The 26,807-nt window shown below is 65.0% G+C and carries 29 protein-coding genes; 13 read left to right on the top strand and 16 right to left on the bottom strand.

Annotated elements, in window-relative coordinates; all coding sequences use genetic code 11:
- Nucleotides 1–52 precede the first annotated feature (52 nt).
- Both C560_RS0104790 and C560_RS21260 read left to right on the top strand, forming a co-directional pair.
- Nucleotides 53–2,719, top strand: a complete 2,667-nt coding sequence (locus tag C560_RS0104790) for a PEP/pyruvate-binding domain-containing protein (protein ID WP_026537331.1) — start codon at nt 53–55, stop codon at nt 2,717–2,719.
- Nucleotides 2,720–2,886: 167 nt separating this feature from the next.
- The gene (locus tag C560_RS21260; protein ID WP_051533004.1) at nt 2,887–3,282 is read left to right on the top strand and encodes a DUF7793 family protein; all 396 of its coding nucleotides are present in this window, start codon (nt 2,887–2,889) and stop codon (nt 3,280–3,282) included.
- A 142-nt stretch (nt 3,283–3,424) separates the two neighbouring features.
- Here the strand turns inward: C560_RS21260 and C560_RS0104780 are convergent, their stop codons facing one another.
- Nucleotides 3,425–4,015, bottom strand: a complete 591-nt coding sequence (locus C560_RS0104780) for a helix-turn-helix domain-containing protein (RefSeq protein WP_026537330.1) — start codon at nt 4,013–4,015, stop codon at nt 3,425–3,427.
- 156 nt (nt 4,016–4,171) lie between these two features.
- Here C560_RS0104780 and C560_RS0104775 point away from each other — a divergent pair, with 156 nt between their 5' ends.
- Nucleotides 4,172–4,807 carry a class I SAM-dependent methyltransferase gene (locus tag C560_RS0104775; RefSeq protein ID WP_026537329.1) on the top strand — a complete coding sequence of 212 codons (636 nt, stop codon included), beginning with the start codon at nt 4,172–4,174 and terminating at the stop codon, nt 4,805–4,807.
- A gap of 37 nt (nt 4,808–4,844) precedes the next feature.
- On the opposite strand, the gene C560_RS0104770 is transcribed toward C560_RS0104775, so the two are convergent.
- A complete protein-coding gene (locus C560_RS0104770; protein WP_081801619.1) occupies nt 4,845–5,165 on the bottom strand; it encodes a hypothetical protein in 321 nt (106 codons plus the stop codon).
- A gap of 461 nt (nt 5,166–5,626) precedes the next feature.
- Here C560_RS0104770 and C560_RS0104765 point away from each other — a divergent pair, with 461 nt between their 5' ends.
- Nucleotides 5,627–6,301, top strand: a complete 675-nt coding sequence (locus C560_RS0104765; protein ID WP_026537327.1) for a ScbR family autoregulator-binding transcription factor — start codon at nt 5,627–5,629, stop codon at nt 6,299–6,301.
- 377 nt (nt 6,302–6,678) lie between these two features.
- On the opposite strand, the gene C560_RS0104760 is transcribed toward C560_RS0104765, so the two are convergent.
- Nucleotides 6,679–7,167 (bottom strand): GNAT family N-acetyltransferase, encoded by a 489-nt coding sequence (locus C560_RS0104760; RefSeq protein ID WP_051533003.1) that lies wholly within the window; start codon nt 7,165–7,167, stop codon nt 6,679–6,681.
- Nucleotides 7,168–7,799: 632 nt separating this feature from the next.
- Between C560_RS0104760 and C560_RS0104750 the strand changes: the two genes are divergently transcribed.
- Nucleotides 7,800–8,852 carry a S66 family peptidase gene (locus tag C560_RS0104750; RefSeq protein WP_026537324.1) on the top strand — a complete coding sequence of 351 codons (1,053 nt, stop codon included), beginning with the start codon at nt 7,800–7,802 and terminating at the stop codon, nt 8,850–8,852.
- Nucleotides 8,853–8,892: 40 nt separating this feature from the next.
- Here C560_RS0104750 and C560_RS0104745 read toward each other — a convergent pair whose 3' ends face one another.
- The 5 genes from C560_RS0104745 to C560_RS0104725 form a co-directional block, all read right to left on the bottom strand.
- Nucleotides 8,893–10,266 carry an FAD-binding oxidoreductase gene (locus C560_RS0104745; RefSeq protein ID WP_026537323.1) on the bottom strand — a complete coding sequence of 458 codons (1,374 nt, stop codon included), beginning with the start codon at nt 10,264–10,266 and terminating at the stop codon, nt 8,893–8,895.
- Between the two features lie 60 nt (nt 10,267–10,326).
- The gene (locus C560_RS22600) at nt 10,327–10,776 is read right to left on the bottom strand and encodes a cupredoxin domain-containing protein (protein ID WP_051533002.1); all 450 of its coding nucleotides are present in this window, start codon (nt 10,774–10,776) and stop codon (nt 10,327–10,329) included.
- A 114-nt stretch (nt 10,777–10,890) separates the two neighbouring features.
- Nucleotides 10,891–11,652, bottom strand: a complete 762-nt coding sequence (locus C560_RS0104735; protein WP_026537322.1) for a MerR family transcriptional regulator — start codon at nt 11,650–11,652, stop codon at nt 10,891–10,893.
- Nucleotides 11,653–11,670: 18 nt separating this feature from the next.
- Nucleotides 11,671–12,933 (bottom strand): Fic family protein, encoded by a 1,263-nt coding sequence (locus C560_RS21250; RefSeq protein ID WP_231494265.1) that lies wholly within the window; start codon nt 12,931–12,933, stop codon nt 11,671–11,673.
- Nucleotides 12,934–13,057: 124 nt separating this feature from the next.
- Complete coding sequence (locus tag C560_RS0104725) at nt 13,058–13,447, bottom strand: VOC family protein (protein WP_026537321.1); 390 nt, start codon at nt 13,445–13,447, stop codon at nt 13,058–13,060.
- Between the two features lie 422 nt (nt 13,448–13,869).
- On the opposite strand from C560_RS0104725, the gene C560_RS23790 reads away from it, so the two are divergent.
- Complete coding sequence (locus C560_RS23790) at nt 13,870–14,088, top strand: hypothetical protein (protein WP_231386238.1); 219 nt, start codon at nt 13,870–13,872, stop codon at nt 14,086–14,088.
- A gap of 135 nt (nt 14,089–14,223) precedes the next feature.
- Here the strand turns inward: C560_RS23790 and C560_RS0104715 are convergent, their stop codons facing one another.
- Nucleotides 14,224–14,616 (bottom strand): SHOCT domain-containing protein, encoded by a 393-nt coding sequence (locus C560_RS0104715; protein WP_043422505.1) that lies wholly within the window; start codon nt 14,614–14,616, stop codon nt 14,224–14,226.
- A 105-nt stretch (nt 14,617–14,721) separates the two neighbouring features.
- A complete protein-coding gene (locus tag C560_RS23305) occupies nt 14,722–14,877 on the bottom strand; it encodes a hypothetical protein (protein ID WP_155855742.1) in 156 nt (51 codons plus the stop codon).
- Between the two features lie 131 nt (nt 14,878–15,008).
- Here C560_RS23305 and C560_RS0104705 point away from each other — a divergent pair, with 131 nt between their 5' ends.
- Nucleotides 15,009–15,452 (top strand): DUF3054 domain-containing protein, encoded by a 444-nt coding sequence (locus C560_RS0104705; protein ID WP_026537318.1) that lies wholly within the window; start codon nt 15,009–15,011, stop codon nt 15,450–15,452.
- 88 nt (nt 15,453–15,540) lie between these two features.
- Complete coding sequence (locus C560_RS0104700; RefSeq protein WP_018773069.1) at nt 15,541–15,822, top strand: Lrp/AsnC family transcriptional regulator; 282 nt, start codon at nt 15,541–15,543, stop codon at nt 15,820–15,822.
- A gap of 71 nt (nt 15,823–15,893) precedes the next feature.
- Here the strand turns inward: C560_RS0104700 and trpD are convergent, their stop codons facing one another.
- Nucleotides 15,894–16,955, bottom strand: a complete 1,062-nt coding sequence (trpD, locus tag C560_RS0104695) for an anthranilate phosphoribosyltransferase (RefSeq protein WP_026537317.1) — start codon at nt 16,953–16,955, stop codon at nt 15,894–15,896.
- A gap of 112 nt (nt 16,956–17,067) precedes the next feature.
- Between trpD and ctaE the strand changes: the two genes are divergently transcribed.
- The 4 genes from ctaE to qcrB all read left to right on the top strand — a co-directional run bounded on the left by ctaE (nt 17,068) and on the right by qcrB (nt 21,445).
- On the top strand, nt 17,068–17,742 hold the full coding sequence (gene ctaE / locus C560_RS0104690) for an aa3-type cytochrome oxidase subunit III (protein ID WP_279293852.1): 675 nt from the start codon (nt 17,068–17,070) through the stop codon (nt 17,740–17,742).
- An 86-nt stretch (nt 17,743–17,828) separates the two neighbouring features.
- Entirely contained in the window at nt 17,829–18,617 is a 789-nt protein-coding gene (qcrC, locus tag C560_RS0104685; protein ID WP_026537316.1) for a cytochrome bc1 complex diheme cytochrome c subunit, read from the top strand.
- 100 nt (nt 18,618–18,717) lie between these two features.
- Nucleotides 18,718–19,788: a cytochrome bc1 complex Rieske iron-sulfur subunit gene (qcrA, locus tag C560_RS0104680; RefSeq protein WP_026537315.1), complete on the top strand. Its 1,071-nt coding sequence runs from the start codon at nt 18,718–18,720 to the stop codon at nt 19,786–19,788.
- Entirely contained in the window at nt 19,766–21,445 is a 1,680-nt protein-coding gene (qcrB, locus tag C560_RS0104675; protein WP_026537314.1) for a cytochrome bc1 complex cytochrome b subunit, read from the top strand. Before qcrA ends, qcrB begins: the two co-directional genes overlap by 23 nt.
- 154 nt (nt 21,446–21,599) lie before the next feature.
- Here the strand turns inward: qcrB and C560_RS0104670 are convergent, their stop codons facing one another.
- Entirely contained in the window at nt 21,600–22,391 is a 792-nt protein-coding gene (locus C560_RS0104670; RefSeq protein WP_026537313.1) for a GntR family transcriptional regulator, read from the bottom strand.
- A 271-nt stretch (nt 22,392–22,662) separates the two neighbouring features.
- Between C560_RS0104670 and C560_RS0104665 the strand changes: the two genes are divergently transcribed.
- On the top strand, nt 22,663–22,956 hold the full coding sequence (locus C560_RS0104665) for an HPr family phosphocarrier protein (protein ID WP_026537312.1): 294 nt from the start codon (nt 22,663–22,665) through the stop codon (nt 22,954–22,956).
- A gap of 155 nt (nt 22,957–23,111) precedes the next feature.
- Here the strand turns inward: C560_RS0104665 and C560_RS0104660 are convergent, their stop codons facing one another.
- The 4 genes from C560_RS0104660 to C560_RS0104645 form a co-directional block, all read right to left on the bottom strand.
- A complete protein-coding gene (locus tag C560_RS0104660) occupies nt 23,112–23,513 on the bottom strand; it encodes a cytochrome c oxidase subunit 4 (protein ID WP_026537311.1) in 402 nt (133 codons plus the stop codon).
- Entirely contained in the window at nt 23,510–25,231 is a 1,722-nt protein-coding gene (gene ctaD / locus C560_RS0104655) for an aa3-type cytochrome oxidase subunit I (protein WP_026537310.1), read from the bottom strand. The genes C560_RS0104660 and ctaD overlap by 4 nt, the downstream gene beginning before the upstream one ends.
- Before the next feature lie 10 nt (nt 25,232–25,241).
- On the bottom strand, nt 25,242–26,114 hold the full coding sequence (gene ctaC / locus C560_RS0104650; protein ID WP_026537309.1) for an aa3-type cytochrome oxidase subunit II: 873 nt from the start codon (nt 26,112–26,114) through the stop codon (nt 25,242–25,244).
- A gap of 207 nt (nt 26,115–26,321) precedes the next feature.
- A complete protein-coding gene (locus tag C560_RS0104645; RefSeq protein WP_018773080.1) occupies nt 26,322–26,711 on the bottom strand; it encodes a HesB/IscA family protein in 390 nt (129 codons plus the stop codon).
- Nucleotides 26,712–26,807: the final 96 nt, after the last annotated feature.

Below are 26,807 nucleotides of genomic sequence, written 5' to 3'. Positions count from 1 at the left end.
AATCAGGCTCAACCACGGAGCCCCCGGCTCCGGGCGGAAAGGACTCGAGGTCATGACCTACATCAACAACTTCGGCGATGTGGGGCGAGGCGACATTGCCGTGGCCGGCGGCAAGGGCGTCGGACTGGGCGGCCTCAGCCAGGCAGGACTGCCGGTCCCTCCGGGGTTTGTGCTGAACACCGCAGCCTATACGGATTATGTGGCTGCCAACCATCTCGGGCCTGGCATCCAAGAACTGGCCACCCTGTCGCCGACGGCGGCGCCCCAGGACTACGAGGAAGCCTCGCAACGCATCCGCGCCCTCTTTACCGGCGGCACCATGCCGGCCGGGATAGCGGCGGAACTCAGCGCCGCCTACGGGAGGCTCGGCAACGGGGACGCGGCCGTGGCGGTGCGCTCCTCCGCCACGGCCGAGGACCTCGCCTCAGCCAGCTTCGCCGGGCAACAGGAAACCTACCTCAACGTCCGCGGGGAAGAGGCCCTGGCCGCGGCCGTGACCGAGTGCTGGGCTTCCCTGTGGACGGCGCGTGCCATGGCCTACCGCGCCCGTGAAGGCATCGGACCGGACACGGTGCGCCTCGCCGTCGTGGTCCAGCAGATGGTCGACGCCGAGGCGGCCGGGGTGATGTTCACCGCCAATCCGGCCAACGGACGCCGCGACCAGACGCTGATCAGTGCAGCATGGGGTCTGGGCGAGTCCGTCGTCAGCGGATCGGTCACCACGGATGACGTCGTCGTCGAAGTGGAGACGGGCCATGTGCTGTCGCGCCGGACAGCTGACAAGGAGGTCATGACCGTCTACGCGGAGCGCGGCACCGTGGAGCAGCCGGTGCCGGCGGCGCGCCGTCGCCAGGCCGTACTGGACGACCGGGCGGCGGCCGAGCTGGCCGGCTACGGCACACGGATTACGGATCATTTCGGGTCGCCGCAGGACATCGAATGGGCACGCGCCGGTGGCGAGTTCTTCATCCTGCAATCCCGGCCCATCACCGCACTGCCCGAACCGGCAGCCGACGTCCCGGACGCCTGGCCGGTGCCCTACCGGCACGGGCTGTACTTCCGGGCAAGCATCGTTGAACAGCTGCCCGACCCGCTCTCGCCGCTGTTCGCCGACCTCATTGACGGCTCGGTGTCCCGGTCGCTGAGGGCCCTGATGGCCGGCGCCGTCGGGAAGGAAGTAATCCGCGAGGACGACGTCGGGCTGCCCACCATCAACGGCTACGCCTATTACTACTACCGCAACTCGGGAATGTGGCGGGTGATGGGCAAGTCGCTGACCGCGATGCGCGCGCTGGCCCGCGGCAAGGCGCATATGGGAGTGGCCGGCTGGCGGGAATTTTCGCATCCCCGCTACGAGGAGGTGATCAAGGACTGGTCGGCGAAGCCCGTCGGGGAGCTCTCCGGCGAGGAACTGCTCGCGGGTGTGCAGACGCTGCTGGACGGTGGCACGGTGTACTACACGGCCGTGCAGTCCATCATTCCGATCGCCGCTACAAGCGAAATCTCCTTCCGGGCCTACTACGACAAGTTCGTTCGGCGCGACGGCGATCCCCCCGCCCAGACCTTCCTCCTCGGCTACGACAGCGAACCCATCCGCGCCGAGAAGTCGCTGTACGACCTCGCAGCCTGGGCCCGGGACGTCCCGGGGCTGGCCCCGGCGATCCTCAACGCCCCCACCGCGGCACTGGCCGGGTCGCAGCGCACCGGATTCCCGCCTGCCGGCGTGGACCCGGCATCCTGGCAGCGCTGGCATGCCCGTTTCCAGGAGCACCTCGGGCGGTTCGGCCATGCGGTCTACAACCTGGACTTCGTCAGCCCGGTGCCGGCCGACGATCCCTCGCCGCTGCTGGAGACGGTGAAGTTTTACCTGCGGGGACAGGGCAATGACCCGTACGAGCGCCAGCGGCTCTCGGCCGCCCGCCGCGAGGAGGAAACGAGCCGGATCATCGCCCGGCTCGGGCCGAGGCGCCGTGCCGCGTTCCTCCGGTTGCTCCGGTGGGCGCAAAATGCGGCCCCGATCCGCGAGGATGCCCTGGCCGACGTCGGCCTGGCGTGGCCGCTGTTGCGTCGGATGCTGTTCGAGCTCGGACGACGGCTGGTCGGCTCCGGTGTCATCGCCGAGCCCGGCGACGTCTTCTGGCTGCGCCACCGGGAGTTGCGCAGCGCCGTCGAGTTCGGCCTTGCCGGGCCGGGCACACCGGCGGCCGTGGCAATTACCGGGGCAGACCGGCCCGTCCGCGCCGGTGCCGTCGAGGAGCGCAAGATGCTGTGGCGGGGCCGGGCCAAGGCCGCTGCCCCGCAACTGCTGCCGGAGAGCCGGTGGATGGAGCGGGCCTTCGGCTCCATGATGCCGGCGGGCCCGCAGGACCAGCCCGGCGACGTCATCAAGGGCGCCGGCGCCAGCTCCGGCCAGGTCACCGCCCCCGCCCGCGTCCTGAGCGGGCCCCAGGATTTCGGCCTGATGGAGCCCGGGGACGTCCTAGTGGCGCGCATCACCACCCCGGCCTGGACCTCGCTGTTCGCGATGGCCTCCGCCGTGGTCACCGACGTCGGCGGGCCGTTGAGCCACAGTTCAATCGTGGCCCGCGAGTATGGCATCCCGGCCGTACTGGGCACCGGCGTGGCCACCCAGCGGCTCACCAGCGGCCAGCGAATCCGTGTGGACGGCGACGCCGGCACCGTCACGATCTCGGATCAGGTCGTTGGGCAGGGGCCGTGACCGGAAGCCGTCAAAACGCTCCTGCCGCCCGCTAGTGCGCGATGATGCGGGGCCTCCGCGGACCACTTATGCGCTCCTGCCCTTTGCCGTCATGCCGTGTGATTGTTCAACACGTCACATTTATTCCGCGGGGTGGGCTACCCTCATCGGAAGACTAAGGGGAACTCATGGCGGATATCGCGTTGACCTGCACAAACGCAAAGTTGGACCTGGATGCGGAGGGCGCCTTCCACCTGACTTGGAAGCCCGGCTCCACGGTCTCGGCAGCCGATGCCGACGCCGTCGTTGCGGCCGTCCGCGCGGTGAGTGGAACCAGTCGGCAGCCGATGATTGTGGAGGTTGTGGACGTGTGCATGAGTCCCGGGGCGAGAGAGACGCTGTTGGCGAAGCGCTTCGTCTCAGCAGTGGCACTGGTCGGGACTTCCGTCGTGGACCGCGTGGTAGCCGCGGCGCTGCTGCGCCAACAGGATTGCCCGCACGGATATTTCACGTCCGTCGACGTTGCCAGGCAGTGGCTGGGACAATTGACTGCTCCCGCGGCAGAAGAAGGATCCGCGGCATAACCGTGAGGACCCAGGCCGGCTGACCGGCCCGGAACCCGGCACACGCTGCACATCGTCGAACTTGAGCTCCTCGAAGGCGGGATGCTGGCCCTCCGGATGGCGCCGGCAGCGGCCTAAGGAGTGAGCCCGTCAGAGGATGCGCCTAGCTATCGCGTTTGGGTGCAGCCCGGACGTGGGCGCGCTGACCTTGTTTGCCGATGAGGCTGAGGAATTCAACCGGCCCGGCGCTGGTGGCGCCGAACCAGTGCGGGGTTCGGGTGTCGAACTCCACGGCTTCGCCGGGCCTGAGGATCAGGTCATGTTCACCGAGGACGAGGCGCAAGGTGCCGTTGAGGACATAGGCCCAGTCGTAGCCTTCGTGGGTGCGCAGCTGAGGCTCCTGTCCATCCCGCCCCTTGGGGAGGATGAACTTGTAGGCCTGAATACCGCCTGGCCGGCGCGTGAGCGGCAGGATCGTCGACCCGTCTGCACCGGCGACGGGCCGCAGATTGAGCCGGGGGTCGCCGGTCGGCGGCGCATCGACGAGTTCGTCGAGGGTTACCCCGTGCACGCGGGCCAGTGGAAGGAGCTGCTCGAGGGTGGGCCGCCGCAGGCCTGCTTCGAGTCTGGAGAGTGTGCTGGCGGAGATGCCTGTCTGCTCGGCGAGGTCAGCGAGTGTGACGTCACGGCGGAGTCGCAGGCGCTTGAGGCGCGGCCCGACGGCGCTGAGTGTGTGGTCGAGATCGTCGCTCATGGGGCCATTTTGCCATTCGGCAATACCGCTTGCACGCCCACGTGATTGTTCACGACCATGGAATCTCAAGCGTAATCAGATCGGAAGGGGTTCCAGATGGCCGAGACGGCAGGGACATCGTCAGGGGAAGAAGCTGGGGGACGCGATGGGGATGCTATGACGCACAGCTTCGACAAGGACTACTGGCAAGGGCACTGGGCATTGGCCCACGGTGCCGCGCAGGCAGATTCGGGAGGGAGTGCCCCGAACCCGCATCTCGTCCGCGAAACCAGCGGACTCGCACCGGGTACAGCGCTGGATGCCGGGTGCGGGACAGGGGCCGAGGCGACTTGGCTGGCCGCGCGCGGCTGGCAGGTCACCGGCGCCGACATCTCCGGCGCTGCCCTCGCTCAGGCGGCCGAGCGTGCCGAAGGGCAGTCCGCGCCCGGCAGAGTGACCTGGGTCGAGGCGGACCTGACGTCGTGGGCGCCGGGAGGCCGGTTCGACCTTGTGACCACCCACTACGCGCACCCGGCGATGCCGCAGCTTGCCTTCTACGAACGCATCTCGCACTGGGTAGCCCCCGGCGGCACACTGTTGATCGTCGGGCACCTGCACGGTCCCGCCACCCCGGGGCATGGGCACCGTCCTCCCCCGGAAGCGACTGTCACCCTGGCGGACATCACCAGGGGTCTCGACTCTGCCGTATGGAGCATCGCGAGTGCCGAGGAGATCACACGGACGCTCCCCGGGCCCGGTGACCGCGCTCTCCCGCTGCACGACGTCGTCGTGCGCGCCACCCGACACAGCTGACCTGACCGCTTCCCGCGCGCTACACCCCCGGTCCTGCTCAGTCCGGCAGGCTGGCATCGATCGGGAAGGTCATGAACGCCGGCGTCTCGTACGGATGAACGGACAGCGCCGCGTCGACGACGGCGTTACGACGGGAGTGGGGGAAGATCGCCTCGATCCGGGTTTCCGGCACCTCCTCGGGAGAGCCGACGACGCCGACGGCCGGGTTCGCGCCGGGCAGCGGGGTAAAGCGCCCGGTGCCGTCGAGGCTGAACGAGCAGTGTGAGTAATTGCCCAGCTTGCCGGCCCCGGCGTCGCCAATGGCCTGCCTGACCGCGGACGCGGCGTCGGTGGGGACATAGATGACCAGACAATCCATGGGCTCCATGGCAGAAAGTCTGCCACGGGGCACCGAGGAGTACTGGGGCCAGACGCCGGAGCGGGTGCGTGCACCGGGCGTCCGGGCGCCCGCACCGGCCTTAGTCGAAGCGGCCCATCATCCCCTCGTCCTAACAGTGACGCGTCCTGCCGGAGCCTCGGCTGGCGCACCGGTAACGCCGAGCTCCGGAGCCGGAGGCTCTGGTTTGGCCAAGAAAGTACCGGCCCGTGCCGTGGCAGAAGTTGCAGCCGATCCACCGCTACAAGACGGTTGACCGCTTTGCTAGGATCGGACCAGGCTTTCGTCTCCTACCTTTCAGTTGGCTACTGGTGGGTCCCGGAGTTGCGACGCGACAGCGGGTGCTTCAGAGAACGCCGGCAGGCGGAACTCCCGATCACTCCGCGCAGCGGGTGGGTGAAGATCCTGCTTCCACGTCCCAGAGTTGAAGTTGAGGTTCATAGATGGTCCTTCAGGATCGCGCGAAGGCCACCCGCGGCGCCATTGTCGTCGGTGCCGCTGCAGTTTTTGAGGAGCATGGCTACGGCAGTGCCAGCTTGACCCAGGTCTCTGAGGCGGCCGGGGTGACCAAGGGCGCCCTCTATTTCCACTTTCAGTCCAAGGAAGATCTCGCCAGGGCGGTCATCGAGGAGCAGCATCGGATCGTCGTGGCCGAAAGCGAGAGCATCCTTGCCGGGGAATGGCCAGGCCTGACGGCAATGATCCTGCTGTGCCGCGCTTTTGGACTCCAGCTCGTGCACGAGCCAGTTGTGAGGGCCGGCATCCGATTGACGTTTGAGGCGACGGCTTTTGGTCCGCCCGTGCGCGGCCCCTACGAGGACTGGATCGCCGTAATGGAGCAGCTTACCGAGCGGGCCAAGGCAGAATTGCAGGTCCGGCCTTCCATCGACGCCGGAACATTTGCCCGATACCTTGTTGCTTCGTTCACCGGGGTTCAGATGGTCTCCGGAGTACTTACCGACCGCGCGGACGTCATGCAACGGATCGAAGAAATGTGGGAGATCGTGCTGCCGGGGATCATGCATGACGAATTCAACGAGGACCCTCATGCCCTCTCCGGACTGGTTTCCACTGGAAGCCTCAGCCCGACAGGGATTCGTACCCCACCAGCACCGTGACCGCCTCGCACGGCCAGCGAGGGCTGCGACTCCGGAGCAGGAGGTGCCTTGCGCGCCCTCCTCGGGACTTTCTGCGAGCCCAACTCCCATAAACCGGATGACCGCCTTGTTTTAGCGCTGGTGGTCAATTATTCTTGTCTCGGATCCATTGGGGACTCCGCTTGAAGAGGGCTGTGTCGGGGCGCATTTATTGGGGGGCGCCGGCACAGCCCCCCGGACTGGACGGTCCGCCATGAGTATCACAAGCCTGTTCGCGGCGACCGCCGCCGTCACGTTTGAACTTGAACAAGTCTCCGCCTATGGTTTTCTGAGGCGCCCCGATGCATCCCCCAATAGCATCGGGGCGTCCCCATGTTCCGAGGCTTGGAGCGGCAACCTCAGAGGGAAAGTTTGAAGCCTACGTGCGACGCTTCGAAGCCAAGCCGCTCATAGAACCGGTGTGCTGCGACCCTGGACTGGTCAGACGTGAGCTGAACCAGTTGTGCGCCACGTCGGCGCCCTTCTGCGACCGCCCACGAGATCATCGCCCCTCCAAGGCCAAGGCTCCGAAGGTCGGACCGGACACGTACTGCTTCGATCTGCAGCCGTGTAGCTCCGCCTCTGGCCAAGCCGGGAATGAATGTAAGTTGCATGGTCCCAACCACTTCATTTTCGGTCGAGACAACTACGAGAAGAAGCTGCGCGGGGTCCGCATCAATCGCCTGGAAAGCAAGATCGTAGGGATTCCGGTGCTCGATTGCAATCGAGTCGACAGAGGCTCGGAGCTGGTCGGCAGCCAGCAGCCCAACAATCGAAGCCACATCATATGATTCAGCTTTCCTGATTGTGAATCGGCGGCCGGGCAGTTCCAGTTCAGCGAGAGTCATTTCCTCAGTATTCCAGCCATCGAAAATCAGCCAGGCGCGGCCTACCGTCCATTGTGGCTCGACGCATGTTTGTCCATAGCTTCCCCCGTTTAGTCTCAGTCGCGGCCATTACAGCCGCCGTTAATGCATTGCCCGTTGCCCACCGCCGGGGGCGACGTCAGCCGGCCCGGTCGCTACGATAAGCCCTGAGTGCGTCCTCCCTGATCCACTTTCGGGTCAGGAAAGCGTCCAGAACGAACGAAGCGCCGAGGGCCGTCCAGGAAATCCACACTGGCGCAAGGCCGGCAATCACCCAGACCCCGACTGCAACAACGAAGCCGACAGAGACGTAGCCATAGATTCGGCGTGCACGGGTCGCGAATCGTGCCTCTTGCGTCTCACGAAAGTAGTTCAGCATCAGTCCCCCAAGGTTCGAATCGGAGCCTACAGCACCGGTTGCGCCAAATGGCGAAAATGGATGAGTGGGAGATACGGCTATAACCCACAAAATTTCTGAATCACGGATTTATCAGGCTCGCCACCCGCAGCGCCATATGGTCCGCGCCTCCTCCGCAGCATGGTTGAGGATCCTGCACCGGCACGTCGGGGCGTCGAGTTGCCTCGAACCACGCCCCATCTGATTCGATGAGTGAATGGATCATTCGCAGCTGAAGCTGTCCGCCCCGAAGCTCGTTGCGGGCGATCGGGTCGCGGTTCTCTCCCCGTCCTTCGCCGCCCCGGGATACGCCCCGGCCGTGCATGAGCAGGCGATGCGGCGGCTCACTGCGGCTACGGGGTTGATCCCTGTGGAATTCCCGACGACTCGCAAGCTCGGATCCAGTCCCGAGGAACGGGCGGCAGACATCAATGCGGCGTTCGCCGATCCCAGCATCCACGCTATTCTCGCCACCATCGGCGGCGACGACCAGATCACGGTCGTACCTCATCTCGACGAGGCGGCCGTCCGGGCGAATCCAAAGATCTTCATCGGATACAGCGACAACACCAACCTGCTCAACTGGTTGTGGTCACTCGGGATATCCGCATATTACGGCGGTTCGACCCAAGTCCACCTCGGCGCCGGGCCGGGTGCGGACGACGTCCACGTCGCTTCCCTGCGGGCTGCGCTGCTCACCGGGGGCGAGCTCGACATTACCGATCCCGGGGAGTCAGAGGACTTCGGGCCGGATTGGCTCGATCCGCGGGCACTCGTCGAATACGGCGACCGCGAACCCACCGAACCCTGGGCGTGGACGGGCGCCGAACGCACGGTCTCCGGTTACACGTGGGGTGGCTGCGTCGAAGTCCTCGACCAGCTCGCCATCGCCGACAGGCTGCCTTCCGTCGACGCGCTCCGGGGCGCAATCTTGATCCTCGAAACCAGCGAACTGCTCGCTCCCGCAGATTGGGTCAAGCGATGGGTTCGTGCGCTCGGCGAGCGTGGTGTCCTGGGGGCGGTCGACGGCGTGATGGTCGCCAGGCCTCCCGTCAGCAGCCACGGGCAGGTTCCGCCTGCCGCCGAACGGGCTCGGCTGCGCGCCGCACAGCGCGATGTGGTCAGCACCGAAATCGCACGGTACAACCCGGATGCCGTCGTGTGCATCGGGGTACCCTTCGGGCACACCCGGCCGCAGTGGATCCTCCCCTACGGCAGTCGAATTCAACTCGATGGAGAAGCTAGGACGGTTACCGCCAGCTATGCGTGATCGTGGCTGTCAGTACCCGGACACGAGTCATCGTCATTTCCTATCCGGTGGGGCGCACGTTTTGATTTGAGCGGAAGAGGTTGATGGGGTCGTATGCGGCCTTGACTGCGGCCAGCCGATCGTAGTTCGCGCCGTAGGCTGCCCTCACGCGTTCCTCCCCTTCCTGGCCCAGATCGTTGACGTATACACCGCTCGCGGCAAATGGCTGCATCGCTTCGAAGAAGGCGCGGGCCCAGCCGACGTGCCGCTCCGTTTCTGCCGGATCAGACCACTGCGCCAGGATGAGGAGTTCGCTCTGGGACCGGCGATGCGGAAATGCCGTGGCTGCCGGGGGAACCCTCGCGGCCACACCGTGCAGTTGCTGCATTCCGATGCCGCTCGCCGCTGAAGGCATCTCGGCCGCAAATTGGAGCAGGACATCGATGGCGCCGGCGGTGAAGTCAGTGAAGAAACTCGATTTCCAATAGTGGTTCCGGCCCCGCGGAAAGCCGGCGTCGTGGGCGCTCTGCCAAGCGCAATAGTCGGTTGGAACCACCACGTCCACTGCTGGGCCGAGCTCGCGCAGGGGTCGGAGCGCCAGCGCCGCCTCATCATGCCCGCCGCTCCAGCAGACGCCGACGCCGAAAACAGGGCGCCCATTGGCGTCACACCCCAGGCTGGCCGACATCGAGAGCTCGTCGGGGCAGGAAGCGGCGAATCCGGGATAGAACTCCAGGACCTCCCTTGTCCGTTCGGCCGGGAATGAGAGCGCTCCGGCAAGAACCTGCCCGACGGGATGCAAAGCATAGGTGAAAGACGTGACAACGCCGAAGTTGCCGCCGCCCCCACGGATGGCCCAGTAGAGGTCTGCGTGTTGGTCGGGGCTCGCCGTCAGCAGCCTGCCATCCGAAGTCACGATGTCGGCGGCCAGCACGTTGTCGCAAGCGAGCCCGTGTTTGCCGTTGAGCCAGCCGATGCCACCCCCGAGGGTCAAGCCGGCGATGCCGGTAACCGACACGACTCCGAGCGGCGTGGCCAGGCCGTGCGCCTGAGTTGCGACGTCAAGGTCGGCCAGGAGCGCACCCGCTCCAGCCACGGCGGCCCGCCGTTCGGCGTCGACCTGAACGCTCTTCATGCCGGAGCAATCCAGCATGAGCCCATGGGCGCCAACCGCGTTCCCTGCCACGTTGTGGCCGCCGCCCTTAATGGAGACGGGGAGATCCTTTTCCCGGGCGAAGGTCACTGCACGGCGAATATCGTCGGCGTCGGCCGGGCGGACAATCATGTCCGGACGGCGGTCAATCATCGCGTTGAAGACCTTCCGGGCTTCGTCGTAGCCGACGTCCCCTGGACGCAACAGCAGGCCCCGGAGCGCCGAACTCAAGCCATCGACGTCGGCCGGATCAAGCGACGGTGAGGGGGTCCGGAAAGCCACGCCACGGCACCTTTCTCGTTCGAGATCATCAGGAACGCTCCCCGGCCCACGGCGTCGTGCTCATTTGACCGTCAGTGAGCCGTGCATGTTGGGGTGGTAGGTGCAGTGAAAGGCGTAGGTCCCCGGTTCGGAAGGTGCCTTGAATGTGGCCGTACCGCCGTTTTCCTTGACCTCGACATCAAAGAGGGTCGCATTCTGGTCAGCGGTTACCGTGTGCTCGGCAGTGTCCATGTTGATCACCTTCACCTCAGCGCCGGGAGCCACGGCACCCGGGATCTCGTAGGCGAAGTTGCTGATCGTGATGGTCACGGCGGCGGCGTTTGCCGCCCCGCTGCCCGGTCCTGACTGGGCGGATCCCGCCGGGGCAGACGGTTCCATCGACATGCTGGGAGAGGTCCCGGCCGTCGTGGCGGGCGCCGGCGTCTGCGTTCCGCCGCCTCCGGCACAGCCGCTCAGCCCGATCAGTACCGTTGCCAGCACAAGTGCAGTCCGTGTCTTGTTGCTCGTCATGATGTGCCGTCCTCAACGCTGGAGGGGGCTGAGGAATCAGCCCGGCTTCCTTCCATTCTGCATCCGCCACCATCAAAAAGCACCGCCAAATAGCTGCGTCAGAGAACACGGCCATCAGGGCTGCGCCCTTGCCTTTTGCAGGTAGGCCATGAGTCCGGCCAGTTGCTCCGGGGTCCAAGGCAGATCGGTGCTGAGGGCAGCCTGATTGTCCTGCCACATGGAACGGGCCGCGGCTTTGGTCCCTTCGCCGGCGTGGAACATAGATCCGATTTCGTCCCATGCCGTGGCCCAGTCCCGGATGGCCGGATCAGATACCGGCGTCCCATTTTCGACGTGTCTGAGGCCCTCCTCGACCAATGCGGCCCATCGCACCTTGGCGGCCTCGATGCTGTCGCTGCCAAGTTCGGCTCTGCGGCCGGCCAGTTCCTGTCGCTGTTCTGGTGTGAAGAAGTTTTCCATCATGGTGATCATCTCCAAAGTTGCCATGAACTGTTCCGGTGCCGGCATGGCGGCCCCGTCGATGCGCGACAGCAAGTCGCATATCCGGTCCTGCACCGCCTGGACCTGCTCGACCTGCCGGCGCAGGTGCAGCAATTGTCTTTCCAGGAGCGTGCGCAGCGAGCCCATGTCATCGGCAGGGGTTCCCAGTGCGGCGCCGATTTCGGCCAGCGGCAGGCCCAGCATCTGCAGCGCCCGGATCCGGTAGAGCCGCCGGACGTCGTCCTCGGAGTAGCGGCGGTGGCCGGAAGCCGTCCGCCGGCCTGCCGACAGCAACCCAATCTCGTCGTAGTGATGAAGGGCCCGGACCGTGACTCCAGATGCTTTGGCAAGGTCGCCGATGCTCCACTGGCCCGCGGCACCGCTCGTCTCTGTCATGTGATCCACCGTAGATCCTCACCCCGCGTGAAGATCAAGTCCCTCCGCCGCCCCTTGGGGACCGGCCGCCGGTTCGGGTTCCGTCCCCGGTCGGCCGGCCTTCCCGACGTCGGCCAGCCGGTTGTTCAGCCGGTCCACCTCGTCGAGGACTTCGGTCGCCGCCCAGGCGCGGCTGCGCTTGGACTGGGTGACCGGGGTGATGACTCCGGCGGTGGAGAGCCGCTGCAGTGCGGCGTAGACGGAGCTCTCGGCGACGCCGGCAATATGGGCAGCGCTGTGGGCCTCGAACACGGGCCGCTCCAGCAGCCACGGGATGATCTTCTCGTCCGCGGATCCTCTCCGGGGCCTGGCCAGCTCCAGCCACATCGCCGGCAGCGCATCGAGGGCGGCGACGGATTCCCGGGCCGCATCAGAGGCGCGGACAGCGGAACGGGCCAGGTAGAGCACGAACGGATCGGCATCACCGGAGCGGTAGTTGTTGACCAGACTGAAGTACGTGTCGACGTCTGCGACCATCGCCGACGCGATCGGGGTGACGGTGTTCTTGGTGAGCCCACGACGCCGGGATATCGCGCCAATGAGGGCCCGCCCGATCCGGCCGTTGCCGTCGGTGAACGGGTGGATGGACTCGAAGTGGGCGTGGGCGATCGCCGCCTGCGCCATGATCGGCACGTCGCGGCGGTTGCAGAAGACCATCAGGTCTTCCATCAGGTCCGGCACGAGCTCCGGCGGGGGCGGGACGTGGATGGCGCCGCGCGGTGAATGGTCGCTGCCGCCGATCCAGTTCTGCACGTCCCTGAGCCGGCCGGCGTGTGGGCCGTCCATCGGGTCGTCTTTCATGAGCGTGTGATGGGCGGCCAGCATAGCCTCCAGCCGGATCTCGCCGGTCCGCCCGGCGTCGTCGATCATCCCTTGCACAGCGTCGGCGGCAGCCACCATGGAGCGGGCGTCGTCACTGGCCTTGAGCCCGATCATGGCCCGTGCGTAGTCGTCGCGGTTGGCGTTGACGTGCTCGATTTTGGAGGAGGAGACCGCCTCGCTGCGGAGCAGGAACCCGCTGATGGCGGCCATCCGCGTGCCGGCGGTGACGTCCAGGGACGCTATGGCGACGGCGGCCTCTTCCAGGGCGACGATGGTCTCACGCCCCGGATCGAACCAGCTCCCGGCGATCAAGGGCGGCAGCGAGACCACAACCTCAGAGAATTCCCGGTCTTCGCGGGGCGGCCGCCCAGACGACTTCCACGGCATCGTCTTGCTGCCGTGCGCAGGCCAGCGGGTCATGGATCCTCCGGAAGTCTAAATAGTCACCTTGCTATTTAGACTTTAGGGGCTAAACATGAATAACGCGATGCGTGTTTGGGGGAACCCGCCGTGGCGGAGCAGTCTGCCGTCGAATGCTCCAGCCCTAGGAGCCGGCTTGCCTAGCCTCCGGCCCCGTAGCTTCCTGTATGACCCAGCGGTTGCCGTCCGGGTCACTGAAGTAGGCGAAGGCGATTCCACCCATGTCTTGGACTTCGCTGACTTCCGCTCCCCGCTGGAGCAGCTCAGCCCGCGTGGACGCCATTTCGGGGACCACCAATTGCAGGCCCTCCAGGCTGCCCGGCGGCATGCTGGTCATTCCCGTGCCGATGACGATAGAGGTGGCAGAGCCGGGTGGCGTGAGTTGCACGACCCTCATGCCCGGTATGTATTCGACGTCGTGGTCCAGGACGAACCCGAGTCGGTCCATATAGAACGACTTGGCCTTGTCCACATCACTGACGGGTACTTGTACGACCTCGAGGCGCATCTCCATGCGCCCCACAATACCCCGGCGGTCTCGCCGGCAGACAGGGACGGACAATCCCGCTGCGAGGAGGTCGGATGACGCCTGCCGCGATTTTTCGAATACACGAATAAGCTCTCCACAGCTACGACAACATGTATGAAGCGCCGGAGCGCAGCGCCGGGAGGAACCGGGTTCGCGAAGGCCCGGGAAATTGCTCGTCAAGCTCGCGGCACAGTGGACACACGTTGCGGCTTGGGACAGCTACAAGGAGATGGAATTAGATGCCGCTAGATCAGCTTTTCGCAATACTCGCTTGCATACTTCTGGCTGGCCTGACCGTTTTCCAAGGGGCGTTGGCCGCCGGTGCCCCGCTCGGGAGATTGGCGTGGGGCGGAAACCACCGTGTCCTCCCAGCCAAACTGCGAATCGGGAGCGCCGCAACCATTGCCGTGTACGCACTCTTCGCCTACGCCGCGCTCGCAAAGGCCGACTTTGTCCCGGCCTTGGTCAGCGAATCCTTTACGGCGGTCACCGTGTGGGTGATGACGGCATACTTCGTGCTTGGCGTCCTCATGAACGGGATCTCCCGCAGTAAACCTGAGCGTCTCGTCATGACCCCCACCACGCTTGCCCTTGCAGCCCTCTACCTGGGACTTGCACTCCACTGATGTCCAGCAGGGGAATCAGCAAGCATAGCTCGCGCCGAACCTCGCGCCGGACGTTGCGCACGCCAAAGGAAAACGCAGCCGCGACGACGCCTGCGTTTTCCGCTGATGCGGTGGCCGACTTTGAAGGCAGTGGAGTCAGGCCTGGCTCAGCGCCTTCGCCTTAACAGCGTCGAATTCGCTCTGGGTCAGCGTGCCGGCGTCGAGAAGTTCCTTGGCCTTTGCGATTTCCTGGGTGGGGGACGCCTTGGCCACGGAGCGGATGTATTCCGTTGTTGCCGCTTCTGCCTGCTGGGCGCTGCGGGCCTGGCGCTCGGCCATGCTGCGGCCCCGCGCGATCAGGTATACGAGAACCGTGAGGAACGGCACGAAGATCAGGAAGATGACCCACACGGCTTTGAGCCAACCGCTGAGTTCGCGGTCCCGGAAGATGTCTGTGATAACCGCAAACAGTGCGAAGAGATACGCGATGAACGCGAATGACCAAAAGAACAGCCAAATGAAGTTCCAGAATTGCTCCACGGGAGCCATCCTTCCGTTCTGAGGAGGCCCTGCTGGCATCCTTATGCGCCAAGCTAGTCTCCCGGGCTGTGCGCCGTTAGGACCAAAGGGCCTGATTTCAGCGGAGTGGCGGGCCTAGAAGAAGTGCAGCTCGCTGGCCACATCCGGCGAGGGGTGCACCACGGGAGCCTGGCCAAGTTCGAGCAGGATGTCGTTAATGCTCAGCTGGCCGTCCAGCTGAGGATCCAGCTGCACCGGGACAACAGCCTCCGGAACGGCGTCGCTACTCATGCCACGATCATATGTGCGGACAGTCCCTGAGCCTGGGGGCCACGCCGACCGGGGTCCGGGGCGGGCACCGGGGGCGTCATGCGTAGTCCTCCTGCAGGGCGGCGATGGCCAGCGGGACTAGGCTTGGATGTATGCCTTCTCCAGCCCCCAGACTCCCCCGCCCGTCCGCTCAGGGCAGTCCACGTACCGGCCTCCGGCCCGCGCAGACAGCGGCCCTGGCCGCATGCGCGGATGCACTGCTGATTCTGCTCTTCGCAGCGATTGGGCGCGACGCGCACCAGCGCGGAGAAATCATCACAGGTGTCTTTGCGACGGCGTGGCCGTTCCTCACGGGCGCGGCACTGGCCTGGCTGGTCCTGCGGTTGTGGCATGACCCCCTGCGGGTGTGGCCCGCCGGCGTCGCTGTCTGGCTTGGAGCCGTCGGCGTCGGAATGATCCTGCGGGCCCTCACCGGGCAGACGGTGGTCCTGCCCTTCATCATCGTGGCCCTGCTGAGCCTGGCCGTTTTCCTCCTGGGTTACCGCCTTGTGGCCGCGGGCGTTCGGCGGCTGCGTTCACGCCGCCGCCAGGCCTAATGCACTAGGCTTGCAGAAGATGGCAGCGCCCGCGCAAGGGCCGCCGACAGGCCCGCAAACGGCGCAACCGATCCGGAAAGGTTCACACGTGGTCACCGCATTCGTCCTGATCAAGACAAACGCCTCACGCATCCCGGAGACCGCCGAGGAAATCTCTGCTATCCCGGGGATCAGCGAGGTCTATTCCGTAACGGGCGAGTGGGACCTGATCGCCATCGCCCGGGTCGCCAAGCACGAGGACCTGGCGGACGTCATCGCGGACAAGCTCTCGAAAGTGCCCGGCGTCGCGCACACCACCACGCAGATCGCGTTCCGCGCGTACTCCCAGCACGACCTCGATGCGGCCTTTGCCCTCGGTTTCGAGCAGTAGCGAACAATCCACATACCAGCAGCACACAGGACGGGCCCGGCAGAATCTGCCGGGCCCGTCCTACTTGATCTTTAGGCGGTCTGAGACAGGGCAACCCACCTGTCCAGCACGGCGGCCGCCGCTCCGGATTCAATGGACTGCTCGGCGCGGCTAAACGCGGCGGCCATGCGCTCCGCCAGCGGACCCACGGCGTCGAGGTCGAACGCCACCAGTCCGGCCGCGGCGTTGAGCAGCGCCGCATCGCGGGCCGGCCCCGGCGCACCGCCCAGGACGGCCCGGACGACGGCGGCATTCGCCACCGCGTCGCCGCCGCGCAGCTCCTCCAGTGTGGCCTTCCGGATGCCGAGATCGCGCGGATCAAACATCTCTTCAGTTACCTCACCGTTGCGGATCTCCCACACCCGCGACGGGCCGGTGGTGGTGAGCTCGTCCAGTCCGTCATTGCCGCGGAAAACCAGGCCCCGGCTGCCGCGCTTGGCCAGCACTCCGGCCACCAGCGGGGCCATCTGCTCATTGGCGACGCCCACCGCCGATGCCTGGACATGTGCCGGGTTGACCATGGGGCCAAGGAAGTTGAACGCCGTCGGAACGCCGAGTTCGCGGCGGGCGACGGCGGCATGCCGCATGGAGGGGTGGAAAACCTGGGCGAAGCAAAACGTGATTCCCGCCTCTTCGGCGTTGAGTGCCACGCGGGGAATGGGAAGATCCAGCCGGACGCCGAGGGCCTCCAGGACATCGGCGGATCCCGACGAGGACGACGACGCACGGTTGCCGTGCTTGACCACCCTGGCCCCCGCTCCGGCGGCGATGAGGGCGGCCATCGTGGAGATGTTGACGGTGTTCTGCTGGTCCCCACCAGTGCCGACGATGTCCAGCTTCTCACCGGCAATGTCAATGGGGTTGGCGTTGGCGATCATCGCCTCCACGAGGCCGGCAAGCTCATCCACGGTCTCGCCCTTGGCTCGCAGCGCCACCAGGAATCCCGCCACCTGGGCCGGCGTCGCCTCACCGGACATGATGGAGTTCATGGCCCACTCAGTGCTCCCGGCAGTGAGGTCGGCGCCGCTGATGAGAGCGTTGATGAGCCGCGGCCAGGTGTTGCCTGCCGCCTGTGCAGATGCCTGTGAAGTCACCTCCCGATGCTATCGAGGTCGGCCCCGCAAAGACCAATGTGAACCCCGCCGGGAACTTTTCCGCGCGAATTCGCGTCTTTGTAGAAAAAGTCCTCCGAAAACGCGGTTTGCGTTGGGCAGGACGGACTTTTATAGACATAATGTCTATGTGACATCTGCGACCCATGCCCCCAGTACCCCGGCGCACCCGACGCTGAACCGCCCGAACATGGTTTCTGTTGGAACCGTTGTGTGGCTGTCCAGTGAGTTGATGTTCTTCGCCGGTCTCTTCGCCATGTACTTCACACTCCGTTCGACTTCCGGACTGATGTGGGCCGAAGAGACAGCCAAGCTCAACTTCCCGTTTGCGCTCGTTAACACGATCGTCCTCGTGGCAAGTTCCTTTACTTGCCAGATGGGCGTCTTCGCTGCCGAGCGGCTCCAGCCGCGCCGGACCGGCGGACGCTTCAGCTTTACCCAGTGGGGGATGAACGGATGGTTCATCCTGACATTCCTCATGGGTTCCTTCTTCGTCGCCGGCCAGGCGACCGAGTACGCCATGCTCGTTTCCGAGCATGTCTCGCTGTCGTCCAACGCCTACGGTTCGGCCTTTTACATCACGACGGGCTTCCACGGCCTGCACGTCATCGGCGGTCTGATTGCCTTCCTGCTCATCATGGGCCGCTCCTTCGCCGCGAAGAAGTTCGGACACTTTGAAGCGACTTCGGCGATCGTCACCTCGTACTACTGGCACTTCGTGGACGTCGTCTGGATTGGCCTCTTCCTGGTCATCTACGTCCTCAAGTAGTCAGACTTGACTCTTTTTCTACAAGAGGCAGAATTTCAAGAAGCGGCTCCCGGAGCCACCGCAGGATCGAATAAAGGAACCACCACGTGAAGGCACTCTCGCAGAAGCGACGTCACCCACTGGCAGCAATTGCACTGCTGCTGATGGGCCTCTTGGTCACGGGTGGGCTGTACGCCGTTGCCACCACCGTCAACCAGGCCAAGGCCGACACCACCACCTACAGCGCAAGCGACGTAGAGGAAGGCGGCAAACTCTTTGCCGCCAACTGCGCCACCTGCCACGGCATGGGTGCCAGCGGATCGCAGGCCGGACCGTCCCTTGTGGGCGTCGGCGCCGCCGCTGTTGACTTCCAGGTCGGCACCGGCCGCATGCCCATGCAGATGAACGGCCCGCAGGCCTACAAGAAGCCCGCCCAGTTCAATGAGGAACAGACCAAGCAGCTGGCTGCTTACGTTGCATCCCTCGGCCCCGGCCCGGCCATTCCCGAGGCAGGTGTGCTCGATGAGAAGGGCGACGCCGCCAAGGGTGGCGAGCTGTTCCGCACGAACTGCGCCATGTGCCACAACGCTGCCGCTGCCGGCGGTGCCCTGACCCGGGGCAAGTTCGCCCCGGCCCTCGCAGGTGTCTCCGGCCAGCACATCTACGAAGCCATGGTTACCGGCCCGCAGAACATGCCGGTCTTCAGCGACGCGAACATCTCCCCGGAGGGCAAGCGCGACATCATCACGTTCCTGAAGCAGATTGAGGCCAACGGTTCGCCCGGCGGCGCCGATCTTGGCGCACTGGGACCGGTTTCCGAAGGTCTCTTTGTCTGGATTGCCGGCCTGGGCGTCATCATCGCGTTCACCATCTGGCTCACGTCCCGCACGTCCTAAACGGACCTTGCACCTGTAAGAATTTTCTGCTGACCCGTCAGCAGTTTGAATTGAAACCTAACTCGGCACTCGCCGAGACGAGAGAAGGATGAGGCGAATTATGGGCAACCATAGTGACGGCGGTCCGAACGACTCGGGCACCGTAGCTACGGCTGGTCAGAATGAGGTGGAGAAATTCCAGGATCCTGGAATTCCCCCGCACCGTTTGCGCCTGGCTGACACGGACCCGAAGGCCGCAAAAAAGGCAGAACGGCAGGTAGCCCTTCTGTTCGGCATCTCGGTCGTTGGCACCTTGATATTCCTGGTGGCGTATTTCGCGATCGATCTGGGGGATGACTCCACGATCGCCACGATCCGTCTCCAGAATGCACTGCTGGGCCTGGGTACCGCGTTCGCGATGCTGGGCATCGGCACCGGTATCGTCCACTGGGCCAAGGCCCTCATGCCGGACCACGAGGTCTCAGAAGAGCGCCACGCGATCCGCACCGAGGAAGACCGCCAGGCCGCCGTCCGCATCGTCGATGACATTGTGGAGGAAACCGGCATCAAGCGCCGGCCGCTGATCCGCAACACCCTGCTCGGCGCCGTCGCACTGGCGCCCCTGCCGGCCCTTGCCATCTTTGGTGACCTCGGTCCCCGGCCGGATGACACGCTGGCCCACACCATGTGGGCCCCGCAGGACGGCAAACTCAAGCGTCTCGCCCGCGACCCCGATGGCACTCCGATCAAGGCCGCGGACGTCACTTTGGGCTCTGCTTTCCACGTCATCCCGGAAGGGCTGAACGAGCTGAGCGAAGGCAAGCTGAATGAGAAGGCTAAGTCCGTTGTTCTCCTCATGCGCCTGAACCCCGAGGAGCTCCACCCCTCTCCCGGGCGCGAAGACTGGGCCTACAACGGAATCGTTGCCTACTCCAAGATCTGCACCCACGTGGGCTGCCCTGTTGCCCTCTATGAGCAGCAGACGCACCACCTGCTGTGCCCGTGCCACCAGTCCACCTTCGACCTGACCCAGCAGTGCAAGGTGATCTTTGGCCCCGCCAGCCGCCCTCTCCCCCAGCTGCCGATCTCCGTCGACTCTGAGGGTTACCTCGTCGCCACGAGCGACTTCCATGAACCTGTTGGACCGAGCTACTGGGAGCGTGAGCAGCATGTCCTCATCCCTAACTCCTGATGCCCCCGTCTTCGTCGCCAAGACGAAAGGCGGCCGCATCACCGACTTCGTCGACCAGCGTGTTGGCGGCTCCGGAATCCTCCGTGAGTTCGGCCGGAAGGTCTTCCCTGACCACTGGTCGTTCATGTTCGGCGAAGTGGCGCTGTACTCCTTCGTCATCCTGTTGCTCTCCGGCACTTTCCTGACCTTCTTCTTCGATCCGTCCATGGCGGAGACGCACTACGCGGGCTCTTACACGCCCCTGAAGAACGTCGAAATGTCCGTGGCGTACAGCTCCTCACTGGACATCTCCTTCGATGTCCGCGGCGGCATGTTCATGCGCCAGGTACACCACTGGTCAGCCCTGCTGTTCGTGGCCTCTGTCTCCGTGCACATGCTTCGCGTGTTCTTCACCGGCGCATTCCGCAAGCCCCGCGAACTGAACTGGGTAGTAGGCAGCGTCCTGCTCATCCTCTCCATGGCCGCAGGCTTCACCGGCTACTCACTCCCCGATGACCTGCTCTCCGGCAACGGCCTGCGGATTATCGACGGCGTCATCAAGTCCATCCCGGTCATCGGCACCTACACCTCGTTCTTCCTCTTCGGCGGCGAGTTCCCGGGCACCATGATCATCAGCCGCCTGTACATGCTCCACATCCTCCTGGTTCCCGCGCTCATCCTGCTGATGATCGTGATGCACCTCTTCATGGTGGTTGTGCACAAGCACACGCAGTACCCCGGCCCCGGCCGCAATGACGGCAACGTCGTCGGCTACCCCCTGGGACCGGTTTACGCGGCGAAGGCCGGCGGCTTCTTCTTCATCGTGTTCGGTGTCGTTGCCCTCATGGCGGCGTTCTTCACCATCAACCCGATTTGGAACTACGGCCCGTACGACCCCTCCCCGGTTTCGGCTGGCACCCAGCCTGACTGGTACATCGGTTTCGTTGACGGCGCCCTGCGCCTGATGCCGGGCACGATCGGTGACTGGAAGGTTGAGCAGATCTGGTTCGGCCACGTGTTCACGTTCAACGTGCTGCTTCCGGCCCTGGTCCCCGCGGGCATCCTCTTCACGGTCATGTTTGCCTACCCGTGGATCGAACGCTGGATCACCAAGGACAACCGTGAGCACCACGTCCTGGACCGTCCCCGCAACGCTCCTACCCGTACGGCAATCGGCATGGCCGGTTTCGTCTGGTACTGCGTGATGTGGGCAGCCGCCGGCTCGGACCTCATCGCCACCCACTTCCACGTGGCCCTGAACGATGTGACCTATTGGCTGCGCGCGCTGTTCTTCATCGGCCCGGTCATCGCGTTCATCGTCACGAAGCGGGTCGCCCTGGCGCTCCAGCGCAAGGACCGCGAGATTGCCCTGCACGGCCGCGAAACCGGCCGCATCGTGCGCCTGCCGCACGGAGAGTTCATCGAGGTCCACGCCCCGCTGGATGAATACAAGCGCTACAAGCTGGTCGGCTTCGAGTCCCCGGCCCCGCTCCCCGCGGTGCCGAACGAGAACGGCGTCGTCGACCGCAGGGAAAAGCGCCGCGCGAAGCTGTCCCGCTGGTTCTTCGAGGACCGGGTTGCCCCGGCCACTCCGGCAGAGCTGGAGGCCGCCCACGGCCACCACGGCGCCCACGAGGCTGTCGAAGCTGCAGAGTCCCAGAAGACGCTGAGCCACTAGGCAGTACCAAGCAATACACAGGAAGGCCCGGTCCCCTTGGGGACCGGGCCTTCCTGCATTCCCAACGAAACAACAGAAACAACAACAACGCGGGGTCACTTCGCGCCCCTAACCCCCCTCGGGATGGGCGCGAAGTGACCCCGCGTTGTTGGTGCTACGGGCGGTACCCCGAGGCGTAGTTGCGGGTAGGCCGGACGCCGGGGCGTTGCAGGGGCACCCAGAGCTTGTAGCGGTCAGCCCGGTAGTAGGACACGGAGTAGTCCACCATGGCACGGGCCACAAAGGCGTGCCGCTGGATCTTCAGCAGCGGAGTGCCGACCTCGACGTTCAGGAGCCGGGCCGTGGACGGCGACGCCGCCGTGGCCTCGATCATGTCCTCGCCCCACTCCATCACCAGCCCGTAGCGTTCGCTCAGCACGTTGTACAGGGACGTGGGCGGTTCGCCGTCCAGCAGCCCGGGAACCCGGTGGGCCGGGATGAAGTTCTCGTCCACACTCATCGGCTCGTTGTCGGCCAGCAGGAGGCGCCGGAACCGGACCAGTGGTGTCCCTTCCTCCAACTGCAGCTCGCGGGCCAGGAACGCGCTCGCGCCAATCTGCTCGAAGCTCAGGACCTTGGCGGCGGGGACCATGCCGCGGCGCTGCATCTCTTCGCTGTAGGAGGTCAGCTTCACCTGGAGATCCAGCTTGGGTTTGCGCACAAACGTGCCCAGGCCCACGACGCGCTCGATCACTTCCTCGCCCACAAGGGCGTCGATGGCCTGGCGCACAGTCATCCGGGCCAGGCCGAAGCGCTGGGCGAGGTCCCGTTCGGAGGGCAGGGCGGATCCGGGCGGGCAGGCGGCGGCGATGTGCGCCCGCAGGATTTCCCGCAACTGCACGTAGATCGGCACCCCGCTCTCACGGTCGATCTCGCCGATCATTTTGGACGCGTTAGTGGACGCCATGCTTCAGCCTCCGGTCGCGGCCCGGCGCGGGAAAAACACTCATATCTCAAGGGTAAGCCCGTGGCCCGGCAGGTCTAGACCACGCCGCCGACTCAAGTCGTGCGGGGCACTCCCCCGCGGCTACCCTAGAAGGTAAAGACCGGTGCCGGGGCAAGGGCGCCCGCCCGGTCCGACGGAATGCCTGCCGAACGTCTCCACCTGGATCGCGCTCGGGTGGCCGGCCAGCCCAGTAGCAGCACGTACAGAACAACACCAGCATGAGGGAGTCCCGTTGCCAGTTCGCAAGGCAATCGTCATGGCCGCCATCGGCCTCCACGCCCGGCCGGCGGCAGTATTTGTCCGGGCGGTCACGGCGACCGGCCTCCCGGTGACCATCAGCAAGGACGGCAGGCCCGGCGTCGACGCCCGTTCGCTGCTGGAGGTCATGACCGAGGACTTCGAGTGCGGCTGTGAGGTGGAGCTGGCCGTCGCTGTGGACGCCCTCCCGGCCGCCTGCAGCCCCGCAGAGGCCGAGGGTGCGCTGGAGGAACTCCGGATCCTCTTGGAGTCGGCAGCGGCGTCCTGAGGGGCGCACGCGGGCCGGTCGCGCGAGGGCGCACCACACCCAGCCGGCAGGAACAAGCCCCGGCAGCAACAAGGAAGCAAGGCACTAACGACGGCGGGCCCCACCATTGGTGGGGCCCGCCGTCGTTTGTTCTGAACTTCTAGTCCGGATGCGCGCTAATGCGCGTGGTCACCACGGCTGTACTCGTAGACCCAGCCGACCAGTGCGACCACTGCCATTCCGCCGGCGATGAAGACGATCCACCAGCCCACGGCCAGGCCGAGGAACCCTGCGGCGCAGGACAGGCCCAGCATCAGCGGCCACCAGCTCCAGGGGCTGAAGTGTCCCTGCTCGCCGGCGCCTTCGTGGATCTCGGCGTCGTTGCGGTCCTCGGGGCGCATGCCCACGCGCCGGCCGGTGAAGCCGAGGTAGGCGCCGATCATGCCGGCGAGGCCACCGACCAGCAGGATGGCCAGTGCGCCCACCCATTCGGTCCAGTTGGTCAGGTAACCGTAGATGAATGCCACGGGCACGAAGAAGAAGACGCCGTAGCCAAAGATCCTTGATTCGATTTTCACTTGGCGGTGTCCTTCTGGTCGGCGTTACCGAGAGCCGCTGCTGCCGGAGCAGGCGAATCGACGGTGTAGGACTGGGAAAGCTCCGGGTGGTGCAGGTCCAGGGCAGGACGCTCGGAGCGGATGCGGGGCAGGGAGGTGAAGTTGTGGCGCGGCGGCGGGCAGGACGTGGCCCACTCCAGGGAGGCACCGAAGCCCCACGGGTCATCAACTTCCACACGCTCGTTGCTGCGCCAGGTGATGTAGACGTTCCAGAAGAACGGAATCAGCGACGCGCCGAGGACGAACGAGGCGATCGTGGAGAACTGGTTCATCCACGTGAAGTTGTCCTGCGGCATGTAGTCGGCGTAGCGGCGGGGCATGCCCTCGACACCGAGCCAGTGCTGGATCAGGAAGGTGCCGTGGAAGCCAAGGAACAGCATCCAGAAGTGGATCTTGCCGAGACGCTCGTTGAGCATCTTGCCGGTCCACTTGGGCCACCAGAAGTAGAAGCCGGCGAACATGGCGAACACGACGGTGCCGAAGACCACGTAGTGGAAGTGCGCCACCACGAAGTAGGAGTCCGAGACGTGGAAGTCCAGCGGCGGCGAGGCCAGGATGATGCCGGTGAGGCCACCGAAGAGGAACGTCGCCAGGAAGCCGATGCTCCACAGCATGGGGGTCTCAAACGTGATGGAACCGCGCCACATGGTGCCGATCCAGTTGAAGAACTTCACGCCGGTCGGAACGGCGATGAGCATCGTCATGAAGGAGAAGAACGGCAGCAGTACCGAGCCGGTGACGTACATGTGGTGGGCCCACACGGTCACGGACAGGGCGGCGATGGAGATGGTCGCGTAGACCAGGCCCTTGTAGCCGAAGATCGGCTTGCGGCTGAAGACCGGGAAGATCTCGGAGACGATGCCGAAGAACGGCAGCGCAATGATGTACACCTCAGGGTGGCCGAAGAACCAGAACAGGTGCTGCCAGAGGACGGCACCGCCGTTCTCGGGGTCGAAGATGTGCGCACCGAAGCGGCGGTCCGCACCGAGGGCAAACAGCGCGGCGGCCAGCGGCGGGAAGGCCATCAGGACCAGGATGGAGGTTACGAGGGCGTTCCAGGTGAAGATCGGCATCCGCCACATGGTCATGCCCGGGGCGCGCATGCAGATGATGGTGGTGATGAAGTTGACCGCACCAAGGATGGTGCCGAAGCCGGAGAGCGCCAGACCGAAGACCCAGAGGTCACCGCCGACGCCGGGGCTGAACGTGGTGTTGGACAGCGGCGCGTACGCGAACCAGCCGAACGACGCGGCGCCCTGCGGGGTGATGAAGCCGGAGACGGCGATCGTGGAGCCGAAGAGGAAGAACCAGAAGGCCAGTGCGTTCAGTCGCGGGAAGGCGACGTCGGGGGCACCGATCTGCAGCGGCATGATGACGTTGGTGAAGCCGGCGAACAGCGGCGTCGCGAACATCAGCAGCATGACGGTGCCGTGCATGGTGAAGAGCTGGTTGTACTGCTCTTTGGTCTGCAGGATCTGCATGCCGGGTTCGAAGAGCTCGGCACGGATCAGCAGCGCCATGATGCCGCCGAAGCAGAAGAAGATGAACGACGCGATCAGGTACATGTACCCGATCGTCTTGTGGTCGGTCGAGGTGATCCAGTTGACGACGATGCGTCCCTTGGACTTCGGTACTACGGGAGTCTCGAGGATCCCGGCGGATTGAGTGTAAGTTGCCACGTCGCTCCCCTTACTTGGTTTCGGCCGGGGCCGGGTTGCGGTCGTACTCTTCACCGAGCAGGCCGGTGTTCCCGTCCTGGCGCAGCTTGTCCATGTGCGCCTGGAACTCCGACTCGGAGACAACCTTCACGCGGAACAGCATTTCGGAGTGGTACTCGCCACAGAGTTCGGCGCACTTACCGTCGTAGGTGCCCTCCCTGGTGGGCGTCAACCGGATGTAGTTGGTCTTGCCGGGAATCATGTCCCGCTTCTGCAGGAAGGCAGGGACCCAGAAGGAGTGGATGACGTCGCGCGCGTTGAGCTCGAGGTCAACCGACTTGTTGACCGGCAGGTACAGGGTGGGCAGCTTTTCCTTGTCCACGTCGTTGCCGGTCAGGTGCGCCTGGACGCCCGCTTCGTGCACGTCCTCGGTGACGACGTTGCCCTTCAAGTAGTTGAAGTCCCAGGCCCACTGCTTGCCGCGGACGTCGACGACGACGTCGGCCGGCGTTGAGCGGTCATCGATCGACTGCTGGTCACGGTCGGTGAAGTAGAAGAACACCAGGACCATGAACAGCGGGATCGTCAGGTAGAACACTTCAAGCGGAAGGTTGAAGCTGTTCTGGCGCGGGAAGCCCACGGTGCCCTTGCGGCGCCGGTAAGCGACGATGCACCAGATCATCAGGCCCCAGGTGATGATGCCGACGACCAGCGCGGCAATCCATGAGTTGACCCAGAGGTCCATGATGAGGTCAGTGTGATTGGTGGTGCCACGCTCGGTGGGCAACCAGCCCTTCTGTACCTCTGGTGAACATCCAGTCAAAGCCAACGCGCCGGCTAGTGCCAAGCCAGTGATCGTAGTGATCTGTTTGCGTCGGCTGCCGGTTCGGTTCTGCGAACTCACAGACGGCCCTTCCTACTTGTTGCTGTTGCCCCGCAAATTACGGGCAGGGCAAACGAAAAGTTTTACTACTCGGTGTAGAGCTTACCGCTCCCCGGGAGTTTTCGCCCACATGTCCGCACCGTGCGTCGGGAGCTTTTTGTAGGCGCCGCTCGTTGAGGATCCTGCGGCACTAAGGCCGGGCAAAATGCCCGGCCTTAGTGGAAGGAATTAGTGGAAAGAATCTCCGCAGGCGCAGGACCCGCCGGCGTTCGGGTTGTCGATCGTGAAGCCCTGCTTGGCGATGGTGTCCTCGAAATCGATGCTGGCACCGCTGAGGTAAGGAACGCTCATCTTGTCGACGACGACCTCCACGCCGTCGTAGTCGCGCACAGCGTCCCCGTCGAGCAGCCGCTCGTCGAAGTACAGCTGGTAAATCAGGCCGGAGCAACCGCCGGGCTGCACGGCAACGCGGAGGCGCAGATCGGTGCGGCCTTCCTGCTCCAGCAGGCTGCGGACCTTACCGGCCGCGACGTCGGTCAGCATGACCTCGTGCGTGGCCAGCTCGCCGGTCTCGGCGGCAGTGTTGCCGGCGCTGTTTTCATTGGTTGTAGTGCTCATGGCCTACCTTCTTGCAACGGTGGTGGCGGCCCCGCTCGCACGGTGCCCGCCCCTACTTAAACGGTATGGGCTATAGCTACATGCTACTTCGCGCAG

The sequence above is a fragment of the Arthrobacter sp. 9MFCol3.1 genome (genome assembly GCF_000620385.1).
Taxonomy (GTDB): Bacteria; Actinomycetota; Actinomycetes; order Actinomycetales; family Micrococcaceae; genus Arthrobacter.
Note: the sequence above shows the minus strand (reverse complement) of the source record. Positions and strands in the feature narration are given on the sequence as shown.